The following is a 24,698-nucleotide window of genomic DNA, read 5'->3' as shown; positions in this document are numbered from 1 at the left end:
CAGGTTGTGATTCTTCGAGGTGTTCGAAGCCATCGGAGAAGCAGATGACCTGGACCGAAATCACCCGCTGTCAGCATGACAGACGAGCGCTGCGCTATGCAAGCGATTGTACGGATGCGGAATGGGCCTTGATCGAGCTGTTGATGCCAGGGCGGAGCAAGGTGGGTCGACCGCGCAAGACCTGCATGCGATCGGTATGGGATGCGATCCAGTACATTGCGACGACGGGATGCCAATGGGCGCTTTTGCCGAAGGATTTTCCTCCCTTTACGACGGTCCAGTACTATTTTTATGGCCTGCGCGACAGCGGGGTGTTGGACTTGATCAATGACGCCTTGGTTGAAATCGCGCGCAGGCTTGCTGGACGGGAGCCGCAACCAACGGCGGCGATCATCGACAGTCAATCGGTCAAGACGACCGAGAGCGGTGGGCCGCGCGGCTTTGATGCGGGCAAGAAGATCAAAGGTCGCAAGCGTCATATCGTCACCGACACACAAGGAAATTTGCTGAGCGCCATCGTGCACCCGGCCAATGTTCAGGATCGGGACGGTGCGCCGACCGTCGTCACTTTGGCGTGTGCGAGCTACCCGACTATTGCGCACTTGTTTGCTGACGGCGGCTACGCCGGCGAAAAGCTTGAGAACGCGCTCCGGAGAATCGACGGGCCCACTATTCAAATTGTCAAACGCCCGGATGAGGCAAAAGGCTTCGTTGTTGTTGCCCGACGCTGGGTCGTCGAACGAACGTTGGCATGGCTTAACCGCTGCCGACGTCTTGCCAAGGATTGGGAGGCCTCCGTCACCTCGGCTGAAGCATGGCTCCTTATTGCGTCAACTCGACAACTGGTCCGCCGCATCGCCAGATCGGCCAACGTCAAGTCATGAATTTTGAGTCAGACTCTCATGTTAAGTCTCTTCGAGTAGTGAGGTGGCTCGCCCTGCACTGCGCGACCGAGGTTCGCCTGGGGCATCGCCGCTCCGATGACCGCCGCCGGCGCGCTGCAATCGCGCGAGTTTGTAATCAGCATTGCACGGTGTTAGATATCAGTGTTTTGGCAAATCGTCCAACCAACGGGCAGCCTCGACGTAAGGCCGCGAAACGATCTGCGCGATCTTCTTGGGAACTTTGCTTTGGTGGTATTGCATGTACACGCGGCCGTCGTCTCCCAAACGCAGTATTTCGATACTTCCTGTGTAATGAGACATGATGTATTTGAACGTCTTCTCGATGCCACTAAGGCGCTGGTTGACACTGCGCGCAATCTCTATTCCCCGTCGGAGCGCAACCTGGAAATGGGATGCGCCCTTCACCGACCTCGCTTGAAAGAGGTAGTAAGGGCGCACTTCGATGTCGTGGCATACCTATCTGGTGTGATGAGGACTACCAGACTGGAGAGTTGAGAGAGGCACTCTCCTAGCCGCCAGATACCGGCGCGCCGAGGATCGCGGCGCGGTGGCGGAGCTAAATCGTTGCCATTAGTTGACCGCGCAGCACGCCGAAGGTATGCGACAAGCGCGCGCAAGCTTTGCTGCGCGTACAAACACGATCGCCGCCAGGTGAGGTGAACCCATCCCCGATTGCGAAGGACACTTTTTGAGACGCGCTCATCGATGATCAGAGCACGGTTCTTGCGGGCCCCACATTCATGAGGTTCTTCAGTGTGCCAGGGCGCTTTTGGGAAGCGCCTCGCGCCGCCGCCAGGCTCGACCGCTCCATCTTTTCACTGCCCAGCACAGATAGCCTCGGAACAGTCGGCTCGCACTGTGCGGCGTTCTCTGACACGAGAATGGCGGAGCTGCTCGCGCCTTCTCGGTAATCTAAGCAACCAGATCGCCCGCGCCGACCGCGCAATTCTGGCAGGATTGCAACAAACCTGAAAGGTTCGCTACTGACCGACACCAGATGGGCCCATTTGGCCTTGAACTGCGAGGGTCTTTACGAAATCCGACCTACCGCCTTTGCTAGGCAGCCTCAGCGGCCCGTGATTTCAGCCTTCTTGTGTGCGGTAAGCCCGCGTCAACCGTAAGCCGGTCGATGGCCCAATGAGGATTGCCGATTTCATTGATGGGATACCGCTCGGTCGCGCGATTGTCCCAGATTGCAACGTCGCTTGATTTCCAGTTCCAGCACAGAGTGTTCTCCGGCGCAGTGAGGTAGGATTGCAGGAGTTCGAACAATCTTTGGCTGGGATAGCGCTGCAGGCCGACAAAGCTCTGCACGGAACGACCAAGCGCGAGCATGCGTTCGCCGGTCTCGGGATGAACGCGAACGATCGGATGTGTCGTTTCGTAGATCGTTCCGGTGAATACGTCGTCCAGCGCCCTGTTGTCGGTTTGCGTGCCGCCTTCCGCCATAGTGTAGTCGAATGCGGCGCAGCGCACAGCCCAGAGGCTATCGGCAAGCATCCGCAGAGCCTCCGGAAGGTCAAGATAAGCCGCCGCAGTGCTCGACCAGGCGATGTCACCGCCAAAAGGCGGGATCGCTGCACCTCGCAGCACTGAGATTTTCGGGTGGCCGGCATTGAAGACATCGTCGTCGTTCATCTGGTCGAGGTGGCGGCAGGCGCGATCAGCGAGCGTTTCCCGGATCGTCGAGCCTCCCCTTGTGTTCACCATTCTAGGATGCGGTATCAGCGAGCCAAGCCGGAAAGCAAAACGCTGTTGCTCGGCATCATCGAGATGCCCCTGATTACGGAAGAAGATGACCTTATGCTCGAGCAGAAGCTGCTTAATGACGGTGACGACCTCGTCTGACAAACCGTCCGATAGCACAATGTTCTTGATCTCGGCGCCAAGCCGGTCCGCATGCCTGACGATGTCTGCTCGCGGAATGACGTTATCAACAATCATTGTGCTACTCATGACGGCGCCTCTCTCTGTGGATGTCGAAAACAAAGCCCCCGATTGGTGATGATGCCGGACGAGCAACGTGACGAGCCATCTTGATGGCTCGCATCCGAATTGCCTGATCCACGCCGCCCAACGAGCCAAGCAGGATTTCGGATATGCACCATCATCTTATGGTCTGACTTCTTGAGCGCGCGGAGGCATCCAGTGCGGATTCGATCGAAGAACATATCAACGCCATCGGATCGATTTTCCGATTGATCATCGACCTGGCTTTAACACCGCAGATCATAAAGCCAATCCATGTCCAGTCCATGAAACGAAACCAGCTTTCTTTACTGATCTTGAGCAACCCTTGCTCACCGCCAAACGTGGCCATGGAAGATCTTTCATGATGGTGTGATAAGCCCACCCAAGCGATCCTCATGCGGCTGCATGACGAATGAACGAACCGCAACTATTTGGCTCTGCACTCGCCAAGGCACTCACGACCTCACATTGCATATATCTATAGGACAGCTTGGGCGAGTATACAAGCCATTGTTCACCGCTTTGAATTGTTCAAAACACGCGCTTTTCACCAGCTTGTCAGGTCAAGCTCTTTGCCCAAGGTGCGCGAAACTCGAACGGTGCAACCGCCATCGCGGTTTAACAACGGGCTCAATCCCACCATTTGCAATCTGCGTTGCTCGACCGAGGCTTGGGCAGACCGGCCGTGACTTACGCCTTAGCTCTATCGTAACCGGAATGAGCATCCACGTCGGCGGTGATCAGCGCGCGCGAGCGTAGCGTGTCGGCATCCAATACTGGCGCATGGCCTCGACGACGGCTGGGATGTCGGCGTGGGCGTTGCGCAGGAACTCCTCGGTCTCGCGGCCTTTCCTTGGCGGTCCAAGCAGTGGACGGCCTTGATCGTCGACGCAATGCAGCAGGATGGGCAGGAGCAAGCCGTGGTTTATGTTGCGGATGTCGAGCAGCGGGGCCCAGGCCGATAGTCTCAGCCGCATGGCGGCATGGAATCCCAGGCACCACGGCCGCGCATCAACGTCGCCATTCGGCTTGCGGGCATGGGTCGGTGCGAACCGATGTGGAGCGGTGGAAAGAACGTTGCTGATGTCGTTGTGGCGCAGCGCGACGGCCGAAATCGCGGCGAACTCCGGCGTGCCGCCGTGGTTGAATGCGTCGGCGCCGATGGCGAGTAGCGGGCAGATCCAGTCCGGCGGGCCCGATCGACACCGGTCCGGCCACGATCGCGGCGACGTAGCCGTCGAGCACGGCAAGACTTGTAGCGACGGGATTCTGCTCGGCGCGAGCCTGCAGCCAATGCTCGAGTTCGTCGAGCGGCATCGCGGCTGCCGCCATCGATGGTGAAGAGGACGAAGACGAACGGCGCCGCCGGCTCATGCAGCGGCCTGTGCGCTGAGCTCGCGGGCCGCCTTCCAGTTCCAGGCGAGAAGTTCGTGCAACTGGTGGCTCCTGGTCTGACCGGAGACGATGCGCTCCAGCACATCGACCAGATAGGTCTGCGGATCGACTTCGTGGAGCTTTGCCGTATTGACCAGGGATGAAAGAATTGCCCAGCTCTCGGCGCCGCCCTCGCTGCCGCTGAACAATGAGTTCCGCCTTCCCATTGCAATCGGGCGCATCGAACGCTCGACGGTGTTGCTGTCGACCTCGACGCGGCCGTCGCGAAGAAACAGCGTCAGTCCGTCCCAATGATTGAGCGTATAGTTGATGGCCTCCGTCAGCTTCGACTGGGAGAACAGCTGGTCGAGCATCGAGGCCAGCCGCGCCTTCAGCTCCTCCATCAACGGAGCGGTCCTGGTGCGGCGGACGGCAAGCCGTTGTTCGGCACTCGAGCCGCGGATCTCGGCCTCGATGGCGTAGACCACCTGCAGGCGCTCGATCACCTCGCGGGCGAACGGCGACTGCATTGTCTTGTACACCTCGACGAATTTGCGTCGGGCATGGGCGAGACAAAAAGCCAGCTGGATCACGCCGCCATGACCGCGGGCAAGCGCCTTGTAGGCGGCATAGCCATCCACCTGCAGGATGCCCGAGAAGCCGGTCAGCTGCCCGGCGATCTCTTTGGTGCCGCGGCCATCGGCAAATACGTAGGCAACCGCCGGCGGGGATGGGCCGCCCCATGGGCGATCATCCATCGCATGCGCCCAGAACTGGCAGATACGGGTGCGATGTCGTCCGGGATCGAGCACCGGCATCGGCGTCTCATCGCAGAACAGCCGCGGCGAAGCCTGGATCGTCCGCAGTTGGAGCTCATAAAGGCTTTTGAGCCACCATGCTGCACGCTTCACCCAGCCGGCGAGCGTCGCGCGGTCGAGATGAATGCCCTGGCCGGCCACGATCTGCACCTGGCGGTACAGCGGCAGATACCAGGCGAACTTCGAGACCACCACGTGCGCCACGAGTGCCGTCGATGCCATGCCACCCTCGATCAGGCGCGGCAGCACCTTGGCCTGGACCACGCCGTCGGTGCAGCCGCGGCAGGCGTATTTGGGGCGGATCGTACGCAGTACCCGCAGGATCGCCGGGATGACGTCCAGCACTTCGCTGATGTCTTCGCCGATCCGGTGCAGAACGCCCTGGCAGCACGGGCACGCCGTCGCGTCCGGCTCGAGCACCTGCTCGCAGCGCGGCAAATGCGTAGGCAGCGCGCCGATGTTGCGCCTTGCCTTCTTGCGCGGCTTGCCAGCCGGCTTCGTCGCAGGCACATGGTCATTGGCCGGCGCAGGCGGTGTGACGCCGGTCGCGAGATCATCCAGTTCGAGCGCGAGCTGTTCGTCCACGATCGCCGCCAACCGCTCCGAGCGCTTGCCGAAGATCATCTCCTTCAGCGTCTGCATCGCCACACGCAGCTTCTCGTTCTCGGCATCAAGCGCGAGCACCATCTCGGTCAGAGCCGCTGCGTCGGTCAGAGCCGCTGCGTCGGTCGGAAGAGCTTCGGAGCGAATCGCCATGATCGAACGATACATCCACGCATCATAGGCTCCAGCAAAATCTTCGCTTCTCAGCCGACAACGGTCGGCCGCTTCACAGGCTCAGGTGAAACACGCGTCCACTGAAGGCCGTCGAGCAGCATCGCGAGTTGTGTGGCACTCAGATACACGACGCCGTCGCGGACCGGCGGCCAGGTGAAGTGTCCCTGGTGCAACCACTTCGTCACCAGCACCATGCCGCTGCCGTCCCACGCCAAAAGCTTCACTCGGTCCGCGCGTTTGCTGCGGAACACGAAGACGTCGCCGCAATATGGGTTTGCGCGCAATGCTTCGCTCACCAGCGCCGACAGCGTGTGCACCGATTTGCGAAAGTCGACCGGCTGTGCTGCCAGCACCACCTTGAGGTCAGACCGTAATGCAATCAACGAACGCTCCAAAGCGCCGATAACACCGTCGAAAGTGTCGCCAACTCAACTCCGGGCTCGACCCGGATACATGCCCCTCTCACCTCGATCTCGATCATCCCGCCAGGCTTGCCTGGGGGCGGCGTCATCTGCGGCGGCACTTCATGCGCAGACGCCAGCCGGTCCGGCTCGTCTGCCGTCGCCGGACCGCTCTCGGAAGTGATCCGGACCGGCACGAAGCCTGGCGCCCGAAAGCTCGCTGCCGTCGCGAACTTGCGCCGCCACACCGTCAGCAGCCCACGGACAACGCCATGGCGCCGGGCGACCTCGGAAATATTGACCCCTTCCTCGAAGCTCTCCGCCACGATCCGAGCCTTCTCCTCCGCCGTCCACTGCCGTCGCCGACGCTGCCCCGTGATCACCTCGATCCGACGATAGGAGCCGCCTTCCTGCCTGGCATCAAGCATGGCTTCATGCATGGCATCTGCCATAGCCCACCTCCAAAAAACAGTTCATGCCAGGATCTATCGCAGTTCAGTCGCGCGATGCCCAGGTGGCGGGCTCATGCCGGTTACGCTCTATCCGAATGGCTTCGCCGCGGATTACCGCTGGGGCTAGAACGATAAGGCTACGCAGGAACACCGTGTGCCCCAACGAGCGTCAAACCGGACTCGCCGCGGTATTCGCTTCGGGATCACGGTTAAGCTGGGACGGAACTGGTCCTTCACCTGACGAGACTCAGCGTCGTCCAATTCTCGCCGTGTGGAGCGAATGTGCGGCCGAGCTCTCCGACTTTATCGAGTGGGACCAAAACAATGCAGCGCTGGGTCAGTCAGGATTGAAAACCGCGAATTGGCTGCGCTCTTTTTGTCCTCTCCGCCCCATTGGCAGGTTCGAATGCTCAAGAAAGCCAGATAGGATCACAAGCTAGGACCCGTTATTCTTAATCGACGTGTCGCCTTCTCTCGATCTAAAACTGCAGCGCGCGTGAGCATGTCACACATGTGAAATGGATGCATGTTTTCCGAGAAGATGAGGAAAGAATGCACCCGCGGCGCAACAACGCGGCCCAGACGGCTGAGCTATGGCGCAAGATGCGTCACGCACAACAGAGTCCCCTAACAGACGAGGGTTCGTCACAAGGCAGAACGACAAGCTTACATGTGCGGACGAAGGCGCTTGTAAGCACCGCGCAGTGCTTGTCCCGCCCCTCCTCGTCGCACAGGCCCTGATCTCGTAACCGCGCCAGGCGATGAGCCCTTCTCATGGGGAGCATAATGAAACCACCTCGCTAAGCAGAATAGCAGGCGTCGAAACACAATTCGTTCGAGAGCGTTCGTAAAGTCCCTCATAAAATTGAGTGGCGCCCATTCGTGGATGGCTGCGACGACGGTGGAGCATTTTTCGCCAGGTTATAGCGCGACAATCAGGATGAGAGCGCGCATTGCCTCGCCTTAATTGTTACCGGATGCTGAGCCGTTGCCTCACGTAAATTGCTCCCCTGGATCGGGAACGAGCGGGGGCGCAGATGGGGTGTTGCTGAGCATGGCAACGCGGAAGGAACTGGCGGCGGCGGCAGGCGTGCGCTATCGACGTTCGGATCGCGCCAAGAAAGTGCGGATATTGGACGAGTTCGTCGACATCACCGGATTCCATCGCCAGCATGCGATGCGTCTACTTCGAGGCCAGGAAGACGTATGCCCAGGCCGACGGGCGCGACGTCGGATCTATAATGAGGCAGAACACAACGCGCTCTTGCTCCTTTGGGAAGCGTCAGACCGGATCTGCGGGAAGCGGTTGAAGGCGTTAATGCCTGCGCTGATTGAGGCGATGGAACGGCACGGCCACCTCGACCTTGCCCCTGAGATCCGCGACAAACTTTTGGCGATGAGCGCTGCGACGATCGATCGCGCATTGGTGCGGGTCCGAGAACAATTAGGTCGCAAGTGCCGACGGCACACAGCGCATTCCCTGCGTCGCAGTGTTCCAATACGGACGTCGGCAGATTGGAATGATCCTGCGCCGGGGTTCGTCGAGGCTGACCTTGTAGCGCATAGCGGTCCATCTGCGCGCGGCAGCTTCATCCAGACCCTGGTGCTCACGGACATTGCTACCGGCTGGACAGAGTGCGCTCCTCTGATCGTGCGCGAACAGATGCTGTTGAGCACGGTGCTGACGGAATTGCGCAAACATTTGCCTTTTGCGCTGCTCGGCCTCGATACCGACAATGATACCGTGTTCATGAACGAGACGCTGAAAGCCTACTGCGAGGCGGGCAACATTGTCTTCACGCGTTGCCGTCCCTACCGGAAGAATGACCAGGCGTTCGTCGAGCAGAAGAACGGCGCGTCGTGCGCAGGATGGTTGGCTATCGTCGGTTCGAAGGCCTGGAAGCGGCCGAGCTGCTGGCCGAACTCTATCGATCAGCGCGGCTGTTCGTAAACTTCTTCCAACCCTCCTTCAAACTGATAGCCAAGCAACGCGACGGTGCTCGTGTGCGCAAGACATACAGCGCGCCGGCAACACCTCACCAGCGCCTGACCGCGGACTCCGCACGCCTGATGCGGTCCGCCAGCATCTCAAAGAAATCTATGCCGCTCTCGATCCGGTCGCGTTGTTGCGCGACATCCGCGACGCGCAGGAGCGCCTCGCGGCTCTCGCGGATATCCAACCAATCACCCATCCTGCGGCGGCATCGCAATCGATCGATCGCTTCCTGGCAAGCCTGCGCACGGCCTGGAAGGATGGACCCATGCGACCGACGGATCGGCCAATCGTGAAGGCGAAAAGAGGCCGACGTCGTCCCGACCCGCTCCTCCGGGCAACGCCAGATTTGCGAAAATGGTTTGAAGCCGAGCCCTGGCGAACTGGCAGCGAACTCCTCTCGCGCTTGCAGGTGGAATATCCTGGAGTCTATCCGAACAAGCTTCTTCGAACCCTTCAACGTCGGCTGAAATCCTGGCGCAGCGAGCAAGCGAATGCGCTGCTGTTCGCTCCTAGCGAAAAACTGCTGCCAGGGTATGAGGTCACAACACCCCAATGACGTGCGAGGTGCCAGCGGAGGAGGCCGGGCGCTCCGAAACCCCGGCCATCTCCGCACCCGGCCTCCTCCTCAACCCAAGCCAGGAGCAAAATAAATGAGGCGACCGATCGCACCCGGGAGCATCAATATGTGAGGCAATACGGAGTCTCACCCTGATCGCCGCCGCGCACCAGGTGTCCGGAAATCCGCGTAATTTGGTTTCGAGCCACCACAGCGCTGGCGCAGTGAGTGCCAAGATCCCGATTTCGGTCGATGTGACAGTTTGCGACCGCATTGATATCGATCCGATCGTCAGGGCAGATCTTGTCGCTTTTGAGCCTCCTGGCGTGCATCCGTGCTATCTCAATCGGGCCAAAATAGTCATGCTCGCACTGGAGCTGGTCGTCTATCTGCTTGCAAGCCGCCCACGCTCTTCGCGGGCTTGACTGGTCAATTGCCGATGTACGCCGTGCCGTTTCAGGAGGCCGGCATGTTGTAGCGTTATGACTCCCCTTACGGGGATGCCACGCCATTTCGCCGCAAGCTCAGCTGTTTCGGATTCGCGTCCATAACGGCGCGCTCGCTGAATGCTTCCAGTTTCCAGGCACGTTGCCGATGGATCCGGATCGACGTGCTTAATCCTGTTTGGCGGAGCCGGCAGGTTCGGCGGCGCCGCCACTTTCGGCCGAATACCGGGGAGACCCTTGCTGAACCCACATTGTCGGGACGCTGATCAACGCGTTCTGTCCGACTTGCCGGAGAACTTCGACGGACTTCTCGCCTCGAGTGGCGGCTTCCAGAATTTTGGAAGCGACGTGCGTTCGAGTGCCGGTCTCGTGAGGAGACAGCCCTTTGCAAACCTCATCCAGAACTCGACGGAGACGGGCAGTTGTTTCGGAGTCGAGCATACACGGCCTTCACTGGAGCGGCGCAATGACTACGCTGCAAGCGCGACTTTCACGACACGAACATTATCAGCCGGCGATGTGAACCGCGAAAGAGGTGGCTTTCCAACTCACTTAAGGTTGCGCGATCATACAGCAGACAACGCCGCGTGTCATCACCCGCTGATGTCTCTAGCAGGGCTGCCGGCATTTCGGAGAAGTTGTTCGACAGGCTAACAGGGTCTCCTCCTGGTACCAAGCAGGTCTTCGCGATTTAAGATGTCCGCTCGCAGCACGTTATCGTCCAGCTATACTACGTCGTGAGCCCCTAAAGCTTTCTCCATGCGCAAATGCTCGGCGTGCGCGATCAGTTCACGTTACATGTCAGCGCATTCTGCGCTAAGCTGAAGCACTTGCCGCGTTAGCCGCACGGAAGAAGCATCAAGGCTCTACGCCCGGCGGCCACAGGCCAGCCTTCCTTGATTGAACGGTCAAGCCAAGCCCCTTGCGGACTTTCCTGGCGATCCAATCGGAGCCGGCGCCGTTATCTGATCTGCAGAATGAAGTTCAGCAGTTCCCTTGCGGGACACTGAGTGAGATCCTCAATACATGCATGAGTCCACGTCGAGAGTATTCCTCCCAAACTTCGGCCTGCCCTGTATCCTGATTACACGCCTTAGTGTCCAGACCAAAGATTCCCTACAGCGTCTTCAAATACTCAAGCAGTGCCCGCCGTTCGGCGTCGGTCAATTCCGGACCGATGATCCCGGGCGGCAGCTTCGTTATATCGGCTTTCTTGCCCTCAAAAGAATGCCCGCGATTGCTGTTCCCAAGCAGCGACACGTTGAAGTCTGTCAGGCCGGCGGCGCAGGCGTCATTCGCTCGCAGTTTCGTAACAAGCCCGACGTTAACAGGATCGAACTTGCGGCCACCGACGCAGAATGAGCTCGGCCGCTGGCCTTGAGGCAATAACATGTCCTTCAGCGTCGGCACCGATCCGTTGTGCAGATACGGGGCCGTTGCCCAAACACCGTCGAGCGGACGTGCCCGGTATTGCGGTTCAAGAGCAAGGAGATCTTCCTCCTTGCCGTTACGGCTCGCCCGCGCTCCGACATATACCCGTTGGTTTTGACAGTTCTTCCGCGGCCCCCACATCTGCTGCTTGGCTTTTTCGGAAGAGTCGTTCGCCAGGTTCCATTGATCGATCGTCTTGCCAACCACGTCCATCAGTGCGAGCACAAATAGCGGATCTGCCGACCGGTCGGCTGGAAGACCGCAGCCCCAGGCCTTGTTCAGATCGTCGACTGGATTGAGAGCGAGCGACTGGGGTAAGTGAACCCGCCGCGTCGTTAGGACATTGGATTGCTGACGATCGGTGCCGATTGCGTTCACTGGCAGCTGAACGACATTGAAATAGTGGCGTCCACCGATCTCGACCCAGTTCTTCTCGCCCTTGGCAGAGCGATCCGGATTCTCCGCCTTCCAAAACGAATCTTCCGGCCACTTTGCGTCGAATGCGCCATCATTGACCGGTCCTCGGTGGCATTCAAAGCAATGCGAGCGATAGAGATCGCGACCTTTTTCCACGAGGGTTTCGTCAATGGTCCAGGCCGGATCGCCTCGGAATCTTTCCTGCGCGTCCTTCCATCGCGGCGCGACAAGCCCGCTGAATTTTCTGCCGCTTGCCTCGCCTGACGAAAAGGGATCGGTTCCACGCAAGAGCTCCTCGAAGCGCGCGATGTCCGACAGATGGATGGACGATTCAAAAAGCGGCCGCCCGGGCGCGGACGCCCTCATATTGATTTTCGCGCTGACGCCGAGCGCCTCGCCGGAATTGCGAACAAGCTCGTTGAGAACAGAGGCGTCATACTGCGCCCAAAGGAAGTACGGCGTGTCCCAGATGGGCGGAAAGCTCACCGGGGCGTCATTGCGCGCGAAGTTGCCCTTGAGGAGAGGATCGGGGAGTTCTCCGGTCACGGGATCGAGGAAATTGGTATAGAAAACCTGGTTGCCGATCCGGTTCAACGCGTCCAGGCGGCCAAAACCCTCGTCGAGATTGCTGACGCCTTGCCCCGTCAAAAGGTTGTCGCTTGCGGTTTTTTGCTTCTTGATCTTCTGAAGTGCGAGTTCCAGGTCGCTTCGAAGCTTCTTGTGGTCGATGCTTCGACCTTCGATCTTTTCAAGGCGGCTGGCGAAGCGTTCGAAGCGCCACGGCAAGATCAACGTGTAGCCGATCGACAGCCCGATGACCCGTTCGACCTCGCCGAGATTGACCATCGCCGGTCCACCATCGTAGCGGATACTGACATTCTTGTACTCGACATGACCGGTATGACAGGCGGCGCAGGTCAGCCCGATCTGATCTTCATAGATGGCTCCCGTCGTCGGATCGATGCCCCCCCTCAGGATTGCAAAGCCGACAGGCAAACCCTCTGGATTGTCAGGCGTGCTCGGCGTCCAAGTTGAGCTCCCGTCCTTTGACGCATCATCGTGATAGCCGTAGGCGGGCGCCTTCCGGGCAAAGTCCTTTGAGCTCGGACTTGAGATGAAACCAAGACGTCGCAGATAGTCGTCGTCCGTTAGAGTCTGACTCAAAATTCATGACTTGACGTTGGCCGATCTGGCGATGCGGCGGACCAGTTGTCGAGTTGACGCAATAAGGAGCCATGCTTCAGCCGAGGTGACGGAGGCCTCCCAATCCTTGGCAAGACGTCGGCAGCGGTTAAGCCATGCCAACGTTCGTTCGACGACCCAGCGTCGGGCAACAACAACGAAGCCTTTTGCCTCATCCGGGCGTTTGACAATTTGAATAGTGGGCCCGTCGATTCTCCGGAGCGCGTTCTCAAGCTTTTCGCCGGCGTAGCCGCCGTCAGCAAACAAGTGCGCAATAGTCGGGTAGCTCGCACACGCCAAAGTGACGACGGTCGGCGCACCGTCCCGATCCTGAACATTGGCCGGGTGCACGATGGCGCTCAGCAAATTTCCTTGTGTGTCGGTGACGATATGACGCTTGCGACCTTTGATCTTCTTGCCCGCATCAAAGCCGCGCGGCCCACCGCTCTCGGTCGTCTTGACCGATTGACTGTCGATGATCGCCGCCGTTGGTTGCGGCTCCCGTCCAGCAAGCCTGCGCGCGATTTCAACCAAGGCGTCATTGATCAAGTCCAACACCCCGCTGTCGCGCAGGCCATAAAAATAGTACTGGACCGTCGTAAAGGGAGGAAAATCCTTCGGCAAAAGCGCCCATTGGCATCCCGTCGTCGCAATGTACTGGATCGCATCCCATACCGATCGCATGCAGGTCTTGCGCGGTCGACCCACCTTGCTCCGCCCTGGCATCAACAGCTCGATCAAGGCCCATTCCGCATCCGTACAATCGCTTGCATAGCGCAGCGCTCGTCTGTCATGCTGACAGCGGGTGATTTCGGTCCAGGTCATCTGCTTCTCCGATGGCTTCGAACACCTCGAAGAATCACAACCTGCTGAAATCACCCAACTTTAATTTCCGGTCAGCCTCTGAGGCTCGTGTAATGGATCGACAACTCGGGACGTTCCAGGGCCAGGAACCATCGATACGGGATCGGAATGGTCGCCGTGCCCTGCGATGTATGGTGAAACCAGTAGCGCTGCCGTGAAGTCCAATTCTGCGGCAGCCAATACGCGCTTTCGATCTTTGACGGCGCGGGCAGTGTAGCAGGCAGCAGCTGAGCAACCAGATTTGCGTCGTTCTTGATCTTGAGAGCCGCATCGCGGAGCTTCTCCGGCACGAAATACGCCATGCCTACTGACGCCACCGCGACCAACACGATCACAACTAGTAGAGCGATGACATGAGGCCACCGCCTCACCAGCCCAGCGACCCAAGAGCGGAAAGAACGCGCCCCCATAGTACCCCTCCATATCTCTATCTCAAGTCGCGCCTTCTGCCGCGCGAGCGCACCGGCCGAAATGGCGCTGACTACTTGTTCAGCAACTGGCTATTGATGAAGGCGACCACGTCAGCCGTCTCTGCTGCGGCACGCCGGGTTATGGTCGCGGCCGCCGCGCCACCATGCAAAAACGACGGAAACCACCCGAAATTGCGAACATTCCAGTTTTCCTTCGGCAGCACCGCTGGGTTCACGCCTGGCACAGCAAAATTCTGTACTTTCCTGGCGAGTGGCTGCGCCGTCTCAGTGTGACAGCTTACGCAGTCGGTATTGAAGAAATGGCTCTTCTTCGGATCCGCAATGATATTGACGATCTCGAGTACGCGGTTATTGGCGACGTTGGCATCGATAAAATCGGCCGTCGAAACGCCCTTACGATTGGCGGGCGGCAGGGGCGGTGTCTGCAGCGCTGCGTGGCGACATGTCATTGGATTTTGGTTGTTCGTGACAGGCCGCGGGACGACGTGTGTGCCACTGAGGATGCTGAACATCTGTGCGGCATGCAGGCCATCGAGCGTCGGACCAGGCACCGCTATCAACCCGGCCTGTGGAACCCTAAGCATCGAGACAAACACCCAGGGTTCGGGCGGTGAAATACCCATGATAGCCATGGTGTTGAGGCGCTGCGGCGAGAGATGCTGTTCCAGCAGGGCTTTCACCGCATCACGAAACGGCTTCGCGGACGCCCCGACAAGGCCTGGATGCACGTTCATGCTACCTGCAGTCGAGACTTTGACATTGCCGAACTTTCCTGCAGCAAGTTGGTCACGCAAAGACGCAACGTCGCGAACGATTGCCTTGAAGGCCTCGTCATCGGGCTTGAATCGCGGGAATGGCGCACAGCCATCGAGGGGCGGATCGGGATCGAGGTTGAAGCTGAAGATGAGGTGGCCTGCCGTGTCATGGACCTTAAATCCGTCGGGTCCATTGGTCACGGGCTGAATGATCAGGCGGATTTGCGGCTGCCGGCCAAACTGGGCGATGACGTCTGCAGATAATCCCGGTGCTCCCGGATCGATTCGGATGCCGGCGACAAACCAGGCATCAATCTTTTTCACGACATTGGGCAGGGCAATGCGGCGCGTGCCGGCGTCCGGCGCGCCTGGGCGTTCGGGATTTTCGGCGTTTGCGACAAAGCGCGCGAAATCCTCATCCGAAAAAAGCCGCTGCGGAGCCGTCGCTGGACCGACAAGATCGGACACCGCGATCAGATTGACGAGGTCAGCCGGCGATCTGGGTGCAGGAAACAGGATAGATACGTCGTTGGCTGAAAGCGGCTTCGATGCCGTCTGAGCCTGGCCTGCTGCGGCTCCCGAAGCAACGGCAAACATCAGCCCGGCGACAGACAGCCCTTCAAACAGTCGACGAAGCTTCGACCGGCATCTTTCACCTTTTGCCATCTTCGGCAATTCTCCTCTAAAACTCAACGTTTCCAATGTCAGATGAAGAAAGCGCAGCTTTCTAGCTTCGCTCCGTCGCATAGGGCCCCCTAGCAGTGGATCAGCCTTCTCAATCGCTACCGTAAAGTTTGCCTTGCAAGGTCTTGAGCTGAGTCGGATGTAACGCCTCTTCAATGCAGCCAAGGAACATCTCGCTTCGAGCTTTGACACGCTCACCGTCAGCCGGGCCATGATCCATGTCCGTTTGCAGCGAGCGCACGGCGATCCAGTCCTTCGAAGGATCCTTAAGCAACTCGAACAATGTTCGGTCTTGGTAGGGATGGAGACGGAAATGAGCGAAGGCAACTTTGGCTGAGATCTTGGCATCTCGCAGTGCGTCGGGAAGTGTGAGGAGATCAAGTCCCGCCAAGTCTCCAACCTGGAGCATGTGGTTCTGGGCTTCCTGATATTGCTCGCGTCCGACCAGTTGGTACATTCCTCGCGGACGAAACAGCCAACCGTCATCCGTTCCGGGCTGGTTTGCGAACGGGTTACCCTCGTAGCCGAGAACAAAGTTCGCGAGTTCCTTGGGATGGTTAAGCAATGCGTCCATGGCGACCGGCGGCTTGCTCGCGGCCGCCAGGTCAGCGTTGTTCTTGGCTATTCGCTCGCGCCATTTGCGTGGGAGTTGCAAGACCGCGCTATAAGAGAAGTTTTCGCTGCTGCGTGTAAAATCGGCACTGTCGTAGGAGATTGACCCGAGGATGTAGGCCAGGATGCGCGGGTCGGTCTCCTCTACGCGGTCCCATTCCTGCAACAAGGCTTTCACCTGCTCGGCCTGAAAATACGCCATATAGCTCTTTCGATATGGCGGCATGGATGGCGGAGCCGGCAAATCGTTCTTGAGTGACACCGCCAGCTGGTGCTCGTACGCAGCAACTTTGTCCTGGTATCTTTGATAGCCATGCTCCTGCAACCACTTGCTCTCATAACAAGCAAGCAGCGGCTGCGGTTTGATCTTTGGCGTCGGTCGATATTCCTTGTCCAGTTCGTCGGCGTAGGCCGCCTGGGCAAGTTTTGCATCTTTGAGCGTTTCAAATGCGGACGCGACAGACCCGTTCAAGAGATGAAACAATTTCACTTGCAAGCAATCAGCGTTGCTTTGCCTCTCGCGGGATTGATCGAAATCATCCTTGGGCACGCAATCCCAGAAGCGGCCGCTGCTCAGCGAGATGATGTCTGCGGTCTTCTGAGATAGCGTCCAGCCAAGCGGCAGGCTGTAGAACAAGCCTGTTATGTCCGTGCGGCCAAACGTTGGAAAGCGTTGCACGCTGGACGTTACATCGTTCTCCGGCCGGCGATCGATATTGGTCGCGTGATTAAGCGCCACATAGGTTCGAGAGGTGCGCGTGCTCAAAAGCGCGCGCACTGGCTCCATGAGTTCACCGAACATGAAGGAACCGTGATCTCCGAATTGACCGCTCACCAGCGACAACAGATAAATCCGGAACTTTGGCGCGTCAGAGGTCCCCTTGATGCTGTTGAGCCGCTCAATCAAATCAAGCGCGGTCTCGATTCCGGAATTCTCGACATATCCGCCGTCCACCAAGCGTACCTGTGGATTGGCGGTAATGCAGTCATTTCGCAAGGGAACCGTTGCTGCCGGTGTCACCCACGGAAATCGCGCGCTCGTAAACGCCGCTGTGCTCAGCCGAATCGGCAGGGAGTGGCTTGCGACGGTTTGACCGATCCCACTCCCGGCGCGATCAAGCGTTGCGAGAATACAGAGGTCTCTGTCTTTGGAGTGTAGCGGATCGATATCGAAGGGCGAGATCACGACCCGCTTTCCGCTACCGGCATCTGTCGTATTCAACAATAGCGCCGGCATATTGTTGCCTGGCGTCCAATGCGACTGAAACTCGGCCTTTAGCAGATTGGATTGATCGTTGATGCCCCTGTGGGTCTTGAGCATTCTGTCTGTCGCATTCTCCAGCGTGTATTCCAGAAACCGTGCGCGATCGAAACTTGGAATCGCAACCGGCGAAAACAACTGGGTGAAATCGGTAAATAGAAAGCCCGCAACCAATGGCGAGAGAAAGTCCGTATCCAGGACGCTTGCAACGCGTTGTTCCACCGGTCCAGATGCATCGATATCCTCGGCGCGGCCAACGCCTGCGAGAAAGTCCGCGATTTTCGGGCAGGTCTTTGCGTCGGAAGCGATCGCATCAAGTGGCGCATTGTCAGCATGAAGCGCAGCCGCGAAGATTGCCGAACCGACGCTTCCGCCGGAGACGCCGCTTATCGCAAACAGATGCTGCCGAAATGCCGGACAGAGATCCTGCATTCTGGCGAGAAAACGCGCTGCGTTGTTGGCTGCGTAGATACCGCCACCCTGGGCAGCCACAATGAGTACGAGATTCTCCGAGCCGGTTGGCCTCGGCCACCCGCGATTTTTGCAGAAGCCACTGGCGAAATGCTTCGACTGCAGAAATGCGCGCCTTCTCTTCGGCCTTGCCAGCGGCTTGGGCTACGGTGCGCAGCCCATGGTCGTCACTTCCAAACAAGGAGGCAACCAGGAACAAGCCGCCAAAGACAACCGGTATGAATGGGAAATTGAATCTGATCGTCAGTAGCGCAAAGTGCGTGGTGAGAGCCACCACGCACATCGTAAAAAGAGCGATCACGCCGAATGATCCGACGAATTGCGCAAGGCGATCGGGAAGCAATACGAACCCCGCCGTCAGCATGGCGATGGCGCCGATCGTGAGCGCGAGAAATCTGTAGCGGATGAAATAGGCGTTGTTGGCCCGGCTGGCGAGCTCAGTCGAGCGATCTCTTGATCCCATCCGCCAGGCGAACATGACAAAGCAGGCGAGCAGGACCAACATGGCGAAGGCGAGGATGAGCAGCATGTTCCGCTCGAAGGCGAGCGCCTGGTCCTGAATGCGGAAGATACTCCCGACCTCCTCGACCTCACCGATCTTTTCAGCCGGGCGCGAGGCGAGTTGACCTGCGGCCGCAGCGACGATCGGCAACGCTCCAAGCACAACAGGCGCAAGTTTTATATAGAGAGCCAGCCGGCCCGTAGCGCGCGGGATCAGAGGAAGGGTCGCGGTGGTAAGCTGAAACGCGGACGCCCAAACCGTTATCGCGATCACGCCAAGGGCGATAAACTCCCCGACCGTAACCCACCCAATGTCGTCAGCGGCGATCCGGTAGAGCTCCTGAATCTGATCCGGCAGGTAAAGCAAAACTGAAATGGCCACCGACAGAACAACAATCCACCGAAGATTGCGCAACAATGTAAAAAGCTGCTCGCGCACAGTCATCGCGCCACCTCCGAACACTGCCTAACGGGATAGCCCGAGCGAGCAAAATCGACCTAAATTCCGAAAACACTCGTACCGGTTCTCATCGAAAACATGACGCCGGAGATTAGGGGCGCCTGCAATAATGACGACTGACAAATTATCGTAACGCGCGTCGAGAATTGATAACTTAACCTGCAGTAGTGGAGCGATTTATCGATTCAATCTGCTGGACGGTCAAGAGATTTTCGACACAAATGACTAAATCAATGGTGTCGATGTTTCGCACCTGGGATTCACCAACTTGCGCGCTTTTTCTTCACTCACTCGTTCAGAACGCAAGAAATCGGCAGCGTCGCCACTCTCCTCCATATTCGATTCTAACCGTGGATCATCATCAATCGATGTATGCCTCAAGGCTTACGGGCACCGGGCACCTACTGGTTCGCTTAAACAACGCGTCAAGACTAGAACTCCGTTCCGCTCCATCGCAACGGCAAAGGCTCAGTCTCGTGGTGCACCCGCAAACGTGACTCGGGCCGGAAGCCGGACTCGGGAGTTTATCTTTGGTGCCTCGGGCGCCTGGCCGGCGATAGCTTGGTCCCGGACGTGCGGCCAAAGACCCGAAGGCCAGCCGGACGGAGCTGTTCGACGACTAAGGCGCGGCGCCCGGCGGCCGCATCACTTCGTGCGGTTCTTCTCGGCCGCGATGCGCACCATGGGCCAGTCTTCTCCGAAGGTGACGAACGAAAGCGACTGCTCTTTCGTCAATTCCTCGACGGGAAGGATTAGATTCTCGCGGCTGTTTCGTCCGACTATGAATCCGGACAAAGCTCCAGATTTCGATATGACCGGAGCGCCGACGCTTTGCTTGTTCGCGAATGGACGACCACGCGACGTGGCTAGGCCGCAATACGGCAGGCAAAGGTCCGCTTCCTTGCCGTCCTTGATCCGCACCTTGAACAATTCGCCGGTCAAGCGACCAAGCTTGTTGTTCTTGGCCCTGGACTGCTGATTGCGACGCGAGCCTGAGGACGCTGGAGAAACCTCTTCCGCGTTGACGCGTCGAACCCGGAAGTTCGGTCGATCCCAGAGGTTGCTTCGGAAGTCCCGTACGGTAACCATCTTTTCGGACGACTGGACCGGATCGTTGAAAAGCGGGGATGCCTCGAGCTGGACCGCTTGGAAGCCGACGTGGGGCGACTTGGCGCCCAGGACGTCGGCAACCGGAACGAAGTGGCCGACCCGGACATTCGACCGCCCGGGACCGCGAACCAGTTCGCAAAGGCCAGAATCCACCTTGCCCACCCGGGAATGCGGCGTCATCAGCGCAAAGACGGCAGGCCCCTTTCGGACCAGGGCCGACAGCATCATCTTCGCGCCCTTCTTGCCGTCGATCTTGACCCTGACCAGGGTGCCTATCCGCAAGGCATTGGAGCTGACACTCGACGGTTCGCGGAGACCTTTCAGCTCAGTCTTCATAGTCGATGTCTCTCGTCGTGTCGGGCTCGCCCAGCTCCACCAGAACAGGTCCGACCATCAACGGGAATAGATCGAACCTTTCGGCTCGTCTGGTATCAGCCGTAGGTAAATTTACTTTGATCGGCTCGCCCTCGATGTTGGTTCGCAGCATGCGGATATTCGAGAAGTCCAGATCGTAGGCCCTGGATATCAGATCGAGTGAACGCTCGAGGGAATCCGCCAGCACTTTCATGCTGATGGCGGCATTCCCTACTCCCTTACGGGTCCACGCATATTTCGAGGAGTCGTATCCGGGCAGTATGGCCGCATCGAGATGCTCGAAGGAAAGTTCCCCAAGACGAACCAGGTCCGGCTCATCAAGGATCTCTTTCGCGGCCGGTGGGGCGCCATGACGCACCATAACTTTCGCGAACCGCGTCGTCGGAGGCTCGATACATTCGGGCGTGCCGTTCTCCGGGACCATCGTCGCCTGATTGTCCACGGTCTTAAGGCTACCTTTCACATGCGTCACGCACCGCGCCGGACCATTGCTGAAATGGGAAAGGAGGAGCTTGTTGATGGGCGCGGCCGAAAAGGAATAGGCACTCTTGCTCTCGTGCAGCAGCGTGACGGACGGCACCGGATCTCTTTTGATGAAAGGCTCGATCTCCTCCGTATCTTCGTCTTCAAGATGTACGGTGGAATAGAATGGGCAAGGATCCTCGCTGTCTTTGTTCCCGGCCGTGACCCGTGCGCGCCGTTCTTCCTCGATCGCCCTTACATCCGTCTTCATCGGCTTCTTCGACAATCGCGCCGCCAAAATGTGCGCCGCTTTCGTCACGTCCTTCCCGAGGATCGGAGAAAGCGCGTCGATCAGACCGCCGTCGCCCGATCCGCTGACCATGACCTCGTCGCCGGATTCGATGATCGATGACGGAGACCAGTAGGCAGGGGTCTGCAGATTGCCGAACTGCCTTTCGGCCCCAAAGCCCGTGGCGATCACGCAGACATCGGCCTTCAGCTCGGTTTTCTGGGCGTCGGCAAGCTTGATCGTAAGTGGCGTCGCGGCGCGCTCGATCTCATCCACTTCGGCGTGGATGAACGCGACGTGCTTTGCGAAGCTCTCTTCCCATTCCTTCATCATCGCGTCGACGACTTCGGTGACCGGCGCTTGAGCCCAATTCAGGAAAGGCAGTTCGGTCGCGGGTGTCGGCTCCTGGAACGGCCAGAAGATGATGTTCGGATGGAGCTCCCGATGGATCGCATTACGGTAAGAGGTGAAATCCACCTTTTCCTTGTCCACGATAGTGACGCCGGCCCCCAGGCTGCGAAAGGCAGCAGCGATGGTCCTCCCGGCCACACCAGCCCCGACTATGCACACGCTTCGATGCCCCGGCGCGAGATGCCGATCGGAAATCTCCGCTGCCAGAGCAAGCGCTCGTAGCTGTTGGGAATAGAAGTTCTGCTGCGGAAGAAATGGATTGAATACGAAAAGGTTGTCTGTGAGCTTGCACGCCTCATAAACGTGCGCGCTGCGTTCTGCATCGATCGGCATGCGTCTTTTACGTTCGTATTAGCTCCGCCATCGCTCAGGACGCGACGGCTCGTGAAAAGGAGTTTTCAAAAGTCAGGAAGTATGTGCCACGACATGCGAGTATGCCGCGTCCGCAAAAACAATGATGGCCTTCTTCGTCCCCCCGAAGACACGCGACCCATCCCCGTTCAATCGGCCCAAGACAAAATAGTAACAACTGATAGTTGCGTAAAGCGATTTGTTGGACTACGGCTAAAAACAAGGTTGGTACGATACGCACAATCGATGGCTCGTATACGTGGAATTAATGCGTCCCGCGCCTCACCGCCAATTCCTGTGCTTACAGAGTTCGCCGAGCTTGCCGCCGTCGGGGGCCGGCACCTCCTTCGGCTCCGACATGATCGCGCCCCTCGGGTGCCCGAACCGGAGAATTTAAGACGGCAGGGATCGTCAGCGGCTCGAGCCATTCCTTGTGCTAGCTGATCTTGGATGGCATTTCTGACCACGGCAAATAACCCAAGTCGAGACGTTGCGCGCCACCAGTCAATACCCACACCAGATTACCCCTCGTCGCCAGGTGGCTCAAATCGTTCCAAACCGCCCAGCGCTTCCGAATAGCGGATTCAGGCCTGAAAGCGGGACATCGCAAGCCCGTATCACCGGGCACGTCGACGTACACCGCCGGCCCGGATCTAGCGCTCAAGACACCGGTCAGAACTTCCGCTGATCATCCAATCTCAGTACGCAATGAACAAAGGCCGCGTCGCCCTCGAGCGATCGAGCAACCCCTTCAGGCAAGCGAGGCCGCGTAGTTACGGCTCATAAAGAGATTTCCGGATGTCACGCAGCTCGTCCGCGTCATCCTCAGCAATTGTCGCGAAGAACTTTCCGAGCAAATCTGCGACCACGTCCGATATCTGCACGGCCGGCTCCTCCACCGATTTCGCAAAGCGATGGATCCGCAAAGGAAGCGCCTCATGCTCCATTCGGTGGCCTGCACGTAACGTTTAACGATAGCTTCACGGCATGGCGATCAAGAGGAACTCACCGGCTTCGGACAAGGCCTCCCCGTATATGCCTTTATCGCATAGTCCGACGTTGGGCGGCGGCACAGATCGTCCCCATCCCTATGGAAGGCGACGCGACGGTTTTCGGCATCGCCCCGCGCGCGCGGCAAAGGATGTGCTTGCCGGAAGACGAATACATGAGCGGCCGTCGACACGCGGTGATACTCGTCGATGTCAACCTATCGTTCGCGATACGTAACGCCTTCGACCGGCTGCAGAGGTCCGCAACAGACCACAGGGGCTTAGCTGCGCTACGCTCAGCCAGTCGGTCAGCGCTTTGACGTGCACGGCGAAATCTCTGGCCTCGCTCGGTCCGCCTTTGTAGTTGATTCCGGCGACCGCGCCGTCCTCATCGAGCAGCGGACCGCCGGACATGCCCTGCGAGAGCTTTTGCGCGACCTCGATCATCGGAACGGCGCTCTTGATGGGCAACGACGTTATCAATCCGGATCGGACGTTGATCTTGTCGCCGGGGCCAAAGCCGGGAAATCCGAGCGCCGTCGTGTTGTCGCCAGCTTTGAATGTGCGCTTCGATATATCGAACTCGTAGTACTCGGTGGCAGGTATTTCGTGCGCGAGAACGGCAAGATCGCGATGCGCGTCATTTTTGGCAACCGTCACCTTGAATTTATTCGAAGGCTTGCTGGGGTGATAGACCGCGATCTCGGTCGCGCCGTCCACGCAGTGCCATGCCGTAACGAGACCCACCGACTTCAGGAAGAAGGCCGTGCCCTGCACGCTGCCTTCCGTTGCGTCACCGCCCCAATGCTCGACCACCCACACCGCACGCTCCCTGATCTCGACAATCGTGGGCAGAATTTCGAGTTTCTCGGATGGGAAGAGCTTGTTGTAGCGCGAGGCCAGACTGCGGAAAATCGGATCCGAAGGTCCCTTGATGTGCCCTACCCAGGATATCCGGCCGCGAAGATGCGACGCGAAGGCCGCTTCGCGACCATACTTGTCCTTGAGGGTCTTCTGAGCGACCGCAGCGCCCTGCTTTTCGACCACGAATAATGCTGCCCGGATGTTTCGAACGAATATTCGGTCGACATTGACGATTTCATTGATCTTCAAGCCGGTCACCGTTCGCCGCGAATGCTTGTCGGCGTAGTGGACCTTCTGTGGATTGATCGCGAAACCGTTGGACCGGAATGCTCCGCGAAGCCCATCCTTGAGCAGATCGGGCGAGAAATTTCCGGCCGGCGGCGGAGGGCCTTCGAACAACAAGGTCAACGGCTGGTAGCTGGAAAACGTGACGTCGTCGGCGTACCGGGTGTAGATGCAGCGGCTCTCCTTGGCGATCCTCTGCAATTGCTTGTCCATCCGGAAACAGATCATGTTGGAGATTATGGGACTGCTAGGTGCGCCTTGCGGCAGAACACCCTCGTTGCAGCAGATCCGCGCCAATATCTCAGCGACTCGACCGTCGATGCCGAGCGCGCTCATCAATCCGGAAACACGTCCTTCCGTAATGGCCGAAAAGAAGCCTTCGATATCCAAGTTCAATATGAACTTGCTCCGGAGATGCGCCGTAGCGCTCGTCTTGACCGAACGATTGTCCACAAAGCCGTGAACGGGATTCCTCGGTCTGTACAACGGCGCGAGCGAGGACGCGATCTTGGTCTGTAGCATCTTCAGCCGATGGTCCGGCGCGCTTATGAGGCGCTTCTTTCCTTTGCCTTTCGAAATCTCGAATACATCCGGCTGCGAAACCACCAGATCTTCTTGAGTTCGGCTGCCGATACGGCAAGGAACTTCAATAGTTCGGCTTCGCTGGTAAGCTCGTTCGGAACTGAACCTGGATCGGAGTGACGAAGAACGACGCGGGGCCAGGCACGAGGTCTCCCTTCCAATCACGCCAGGTATTCAGGCAGTAACGTGGCGCGCACGATCCTTGATCAGACTTT

At 58.6% G+C, this 24,698-nt stretch carries 18 protein-coding genes and 2 pseudogenes; 4 read left to right on the top strand and 16 right to left on the bottom strand.

Annotated elements, in window-relative coordinates:
• Positions 1-44: 44 nt before the first annotated feature.
• Positions 45-884, top strand: coding sequence for an IS5 family transposase (locus ACVWYP_RS14295; RefSeq protein ID WP_168859419.1), 840 nt, complete (start codon positions 45-47; stop codon positions 882-884).
• Between the two features lie 159 nt (positions 885-1,043).
• Here ACVWYP_RS14295 and ACVWYP_RS14290 read toward each other — a convergent pair.
• The 4 genes and pseudogenes from ACVWYP_RS14290 to ACVWYP_RS14275 form a co-directional block, all read right to left on the bottom strand.
• Positions 1,044-1,358: pseudogene (locus ACVWYP_RS14290) on the bottom strand (KamA family radical SAM protein); the annotation flags it as partial.
• 603 nt (positions 1,359-1,961) lie between these two features.
• Complete coding sequence (locus ACVWYP_RS14285; RefSeq protein WP_304498921.1) at positions 1,962-2,849, bottom strand: TauD/TfdA dioxygenase family protein; 888 nt, start codon at positions 2,847-2,849, stop codon at positions 1,962-1,964.
• A gap of 163 nt (positions 2,850-3,012) precedes the next feature.
• Entirely contained in the window at positions 3,013-3,225 is a 213-nt protein-coding gene (locus ACVWYP_RS14280) for a hypothetical protein (RefSeq protein WP_304498920.1), read from the bottom strand.
• 391 nt (positions 3,226-3,616) lie between these two features.
• A complete protein-coding gene (locus ACVWYP_RS14275) occupies positions 3,617-3,976 on the bottom strand; it encodes a UPF0149 family protein (protein ID WP_369525581.1) in 360 nt (119 codons plus the stop codon).
• On the opposite strand from ACVWYP_RS14275, the gene ACVWYP_RS14270 reads away from it, so the two are divergent.
• On the top strand, positions 3,954-4,217 hold the full coding sequence (locus tag ACVWYP_RS14270; RefSeq protein WP_304500465.1) for a hypothetical protein: 264 nt from the start codon (positions 3,954-3,956) through the stop codon (positions 4,215-4,217). The genes ACVWYP_RS14275 and ACVWYP_RS14270 overlap by 23 nt on opposite strands.
• 29 nt (positions 4,218-4,246) lie before the next feature.
• Here ACVWYP_RS14270 and tnpC read toward each other — a convergent pair whose 3' ends face one another.
• From tnpC to tnpA, 3 genes are read right to left on the bottom strand one after another with little or no spacing between them, the layout of a single operon-like run.
• A complete protein-coding gene (gene tnpC, locus ACVWYP_RS14265; protein WP_375764180.1) occupies positions 4,247-5,824 on the bottom strand; it encodes an IS66 family transposase in 1,578 nt (525 codons plus the stop codon).
• A gap of 50 nt (positions 5,825-5,874) precedes the next feature.
• Positions 5,875-6,228 (bottom strand): IS66 family insertion sequence element accessory protein TnpB, encoded by a 354-nt coding sequence (gene tnpB, locus ACVWYP_RS14260; protein ID WP_304498919.1) that lies wholly within the window; start codon positions 6,226-6,228, stop codon positions 5,875-5,877.
• Entirely contained in the window at positions 6,225-6,698 is a 474-nt protein-coding gene (gene tnpA, locus ACVWYP_RS14255) for an IS66-like element accessory protein TnpA (protein WP_375764179.1), read from the bottom strand. The genes tnpB and tnpA overlap by 4 nt, the downstream gene beginning before the upstream one ends.
• Positions 6,699-7,752: 1,054 nt before the next feature.
• Between tnpA and ACVWYP_RS14250 the strand changes: the two are divergent.
• Both ACVWYP_RS14250 and ACVWYP_RS14245 read left to right on the top strand, forming a co-directional pair.
• A pseudogene (locus ACVWYP_RS14250) lies at positions 7,753-9,250 on the top strand (ISNCY family transposase).
• A 224-nt stretch (positions 9,251-9,474) separates the two neighbouring features.
• Positions 9,475-9,675 (top strand): hypothetical protein, encoded by a 201-nt coding sequence (locus ACVWYP_RS14245; protein WP_304498918.1) that lies wholly within the window; start codon positions 9,475-9,477, stop codon positions 9,673-9,675.
• 1,137 nt (positions 9,676-10,812) lie between these two features.
• Here ACVWYP_RS14245 and ACVWYP_RS14240 read toward each other — a convergent pair.
• The 9 genes from ACVWYP_RS14240 to ACVWYP_RS14200 all read right to left on the bottom strand — a co-directional run bounded on the left by ACVWYP_RS14240 (position 10,813) and on the right by ACVWYP_RS14200 (position 24,507).
• Positions 10,813-12,708: a di-heme-cytochrome C peroxidase gene (locus ACVWYP_RS14240; RefSeq protein WP_375764178.1), complete on the bottom strand. Its 1,896-nt coding sequence runs from the start codon at positions 12,706-12,708 to the stop codon at positions 10,813-10,815.
• 3 nt (positions 12,709-12,711) lie between these two features.
• A complete protein-coding gene (locus ACVWYP_RS14235; protein ID WP_168859419.1) occupies positions 12,712-13,551 on the bottom strand; it encodes an IS5 family transposase in 840 nt (279 codons plus the stop codon).
• A gap of 71 nt (positions 13,552-13,622) precedes the next feature.
• Positions 13,623-13,892: a hypothetical protein gene (locus tag ACVWYP_RS14230; protein ID WP_304498916.1), complete on the bottom strand. Its 270-nt coding sequence runs from the start codon at positions 13,890-13,892 to the stop codon at positions 13,623-13,625.
• Between the two features lie 179 nt (positions 13,893-14,071).
• On the bottom strand, positions 14,072-15,442 hold the full coding sequence (locus tag ACVWYP_RS14225; RefSeq protein WP_304498915.1) for a hypothetical protein: 1,371 nt from the start codon (positions 15,440-15,442) through the stop codon (positions 14,072-14,074).
• A 109-nt stretch (positions 15,443-15,551) separates the two neighbouring features.
• Positions 15,552-17,825 (bottom strand): hypothetical protein, encoded by a 2,274-nt coding sequence (locus tag ACVWYP_RS14220; protein WP_304498914.1) that lies wholly within the window; start codon positions 17,823-17,825, stop codon positions 15,552-15,554.
• A gap of 1,585 nt (positions 17,826-19,410) precedes the next feature.
• Positions 19,411-20,211: a hypothetical protein gene (locus ACVWYP_RS14215; RefSeq protein ID WP_168857684.1), complete on the bottom strand. Its 801-nt coding sequence runs from the start codon at positions 20,209-20,211 to the stop codon at positions 19,411-19,413.
• Entirely contained in the window at positions 20,201-21,745 is a 1,545-nt protein-coding gene (locus ACVWYP_RS14210) for an FAD-dependent oxidoreductase (RefSeq protein WP_375764177.1), read from the bottom strand. The genes ACVWYP_RS14215 and ACVWYP_RS14210 overlap by 11 nt, the downstream gene beginning before the upstream one ends.
• Positions 21,746-22,536: 791 nt before the next feature.
• A complete protein-coding gene (locus ACVWYP_RS14205; protein ID WP_456684111.1) occupies positions 22,537-22,710 on the bottom strand; it encodes a hypothetical protein in 174 nt (57 codons plus the stop codon).
• A 255-nt stretch (positions 22,711-22,965) separates the two neighbouring features.
• Positions 22,966-24,507: a reverse transcriptase domain-containing protein gene (locus ACVWYP_RS14200; RefSeq protein ID WP_304498910.1), complete on the bottom strand. Its 1,542-nt coding sequence runs from the start codon at positions 24,505-24,507 to the stop codon at positions 22,966-22,968.
• Positions 24,508-24,698 lie beyond the last annotated feature (191 nt).

The organism is Bradyrhizobium sp. USDA 3262 (assembly GCF_054060035.1).
The sequence above is the reverse complement of the archived record's forward strand: the minus strand, read 5'-3'. Positions and strand labels throughout refer to the sequence as shown.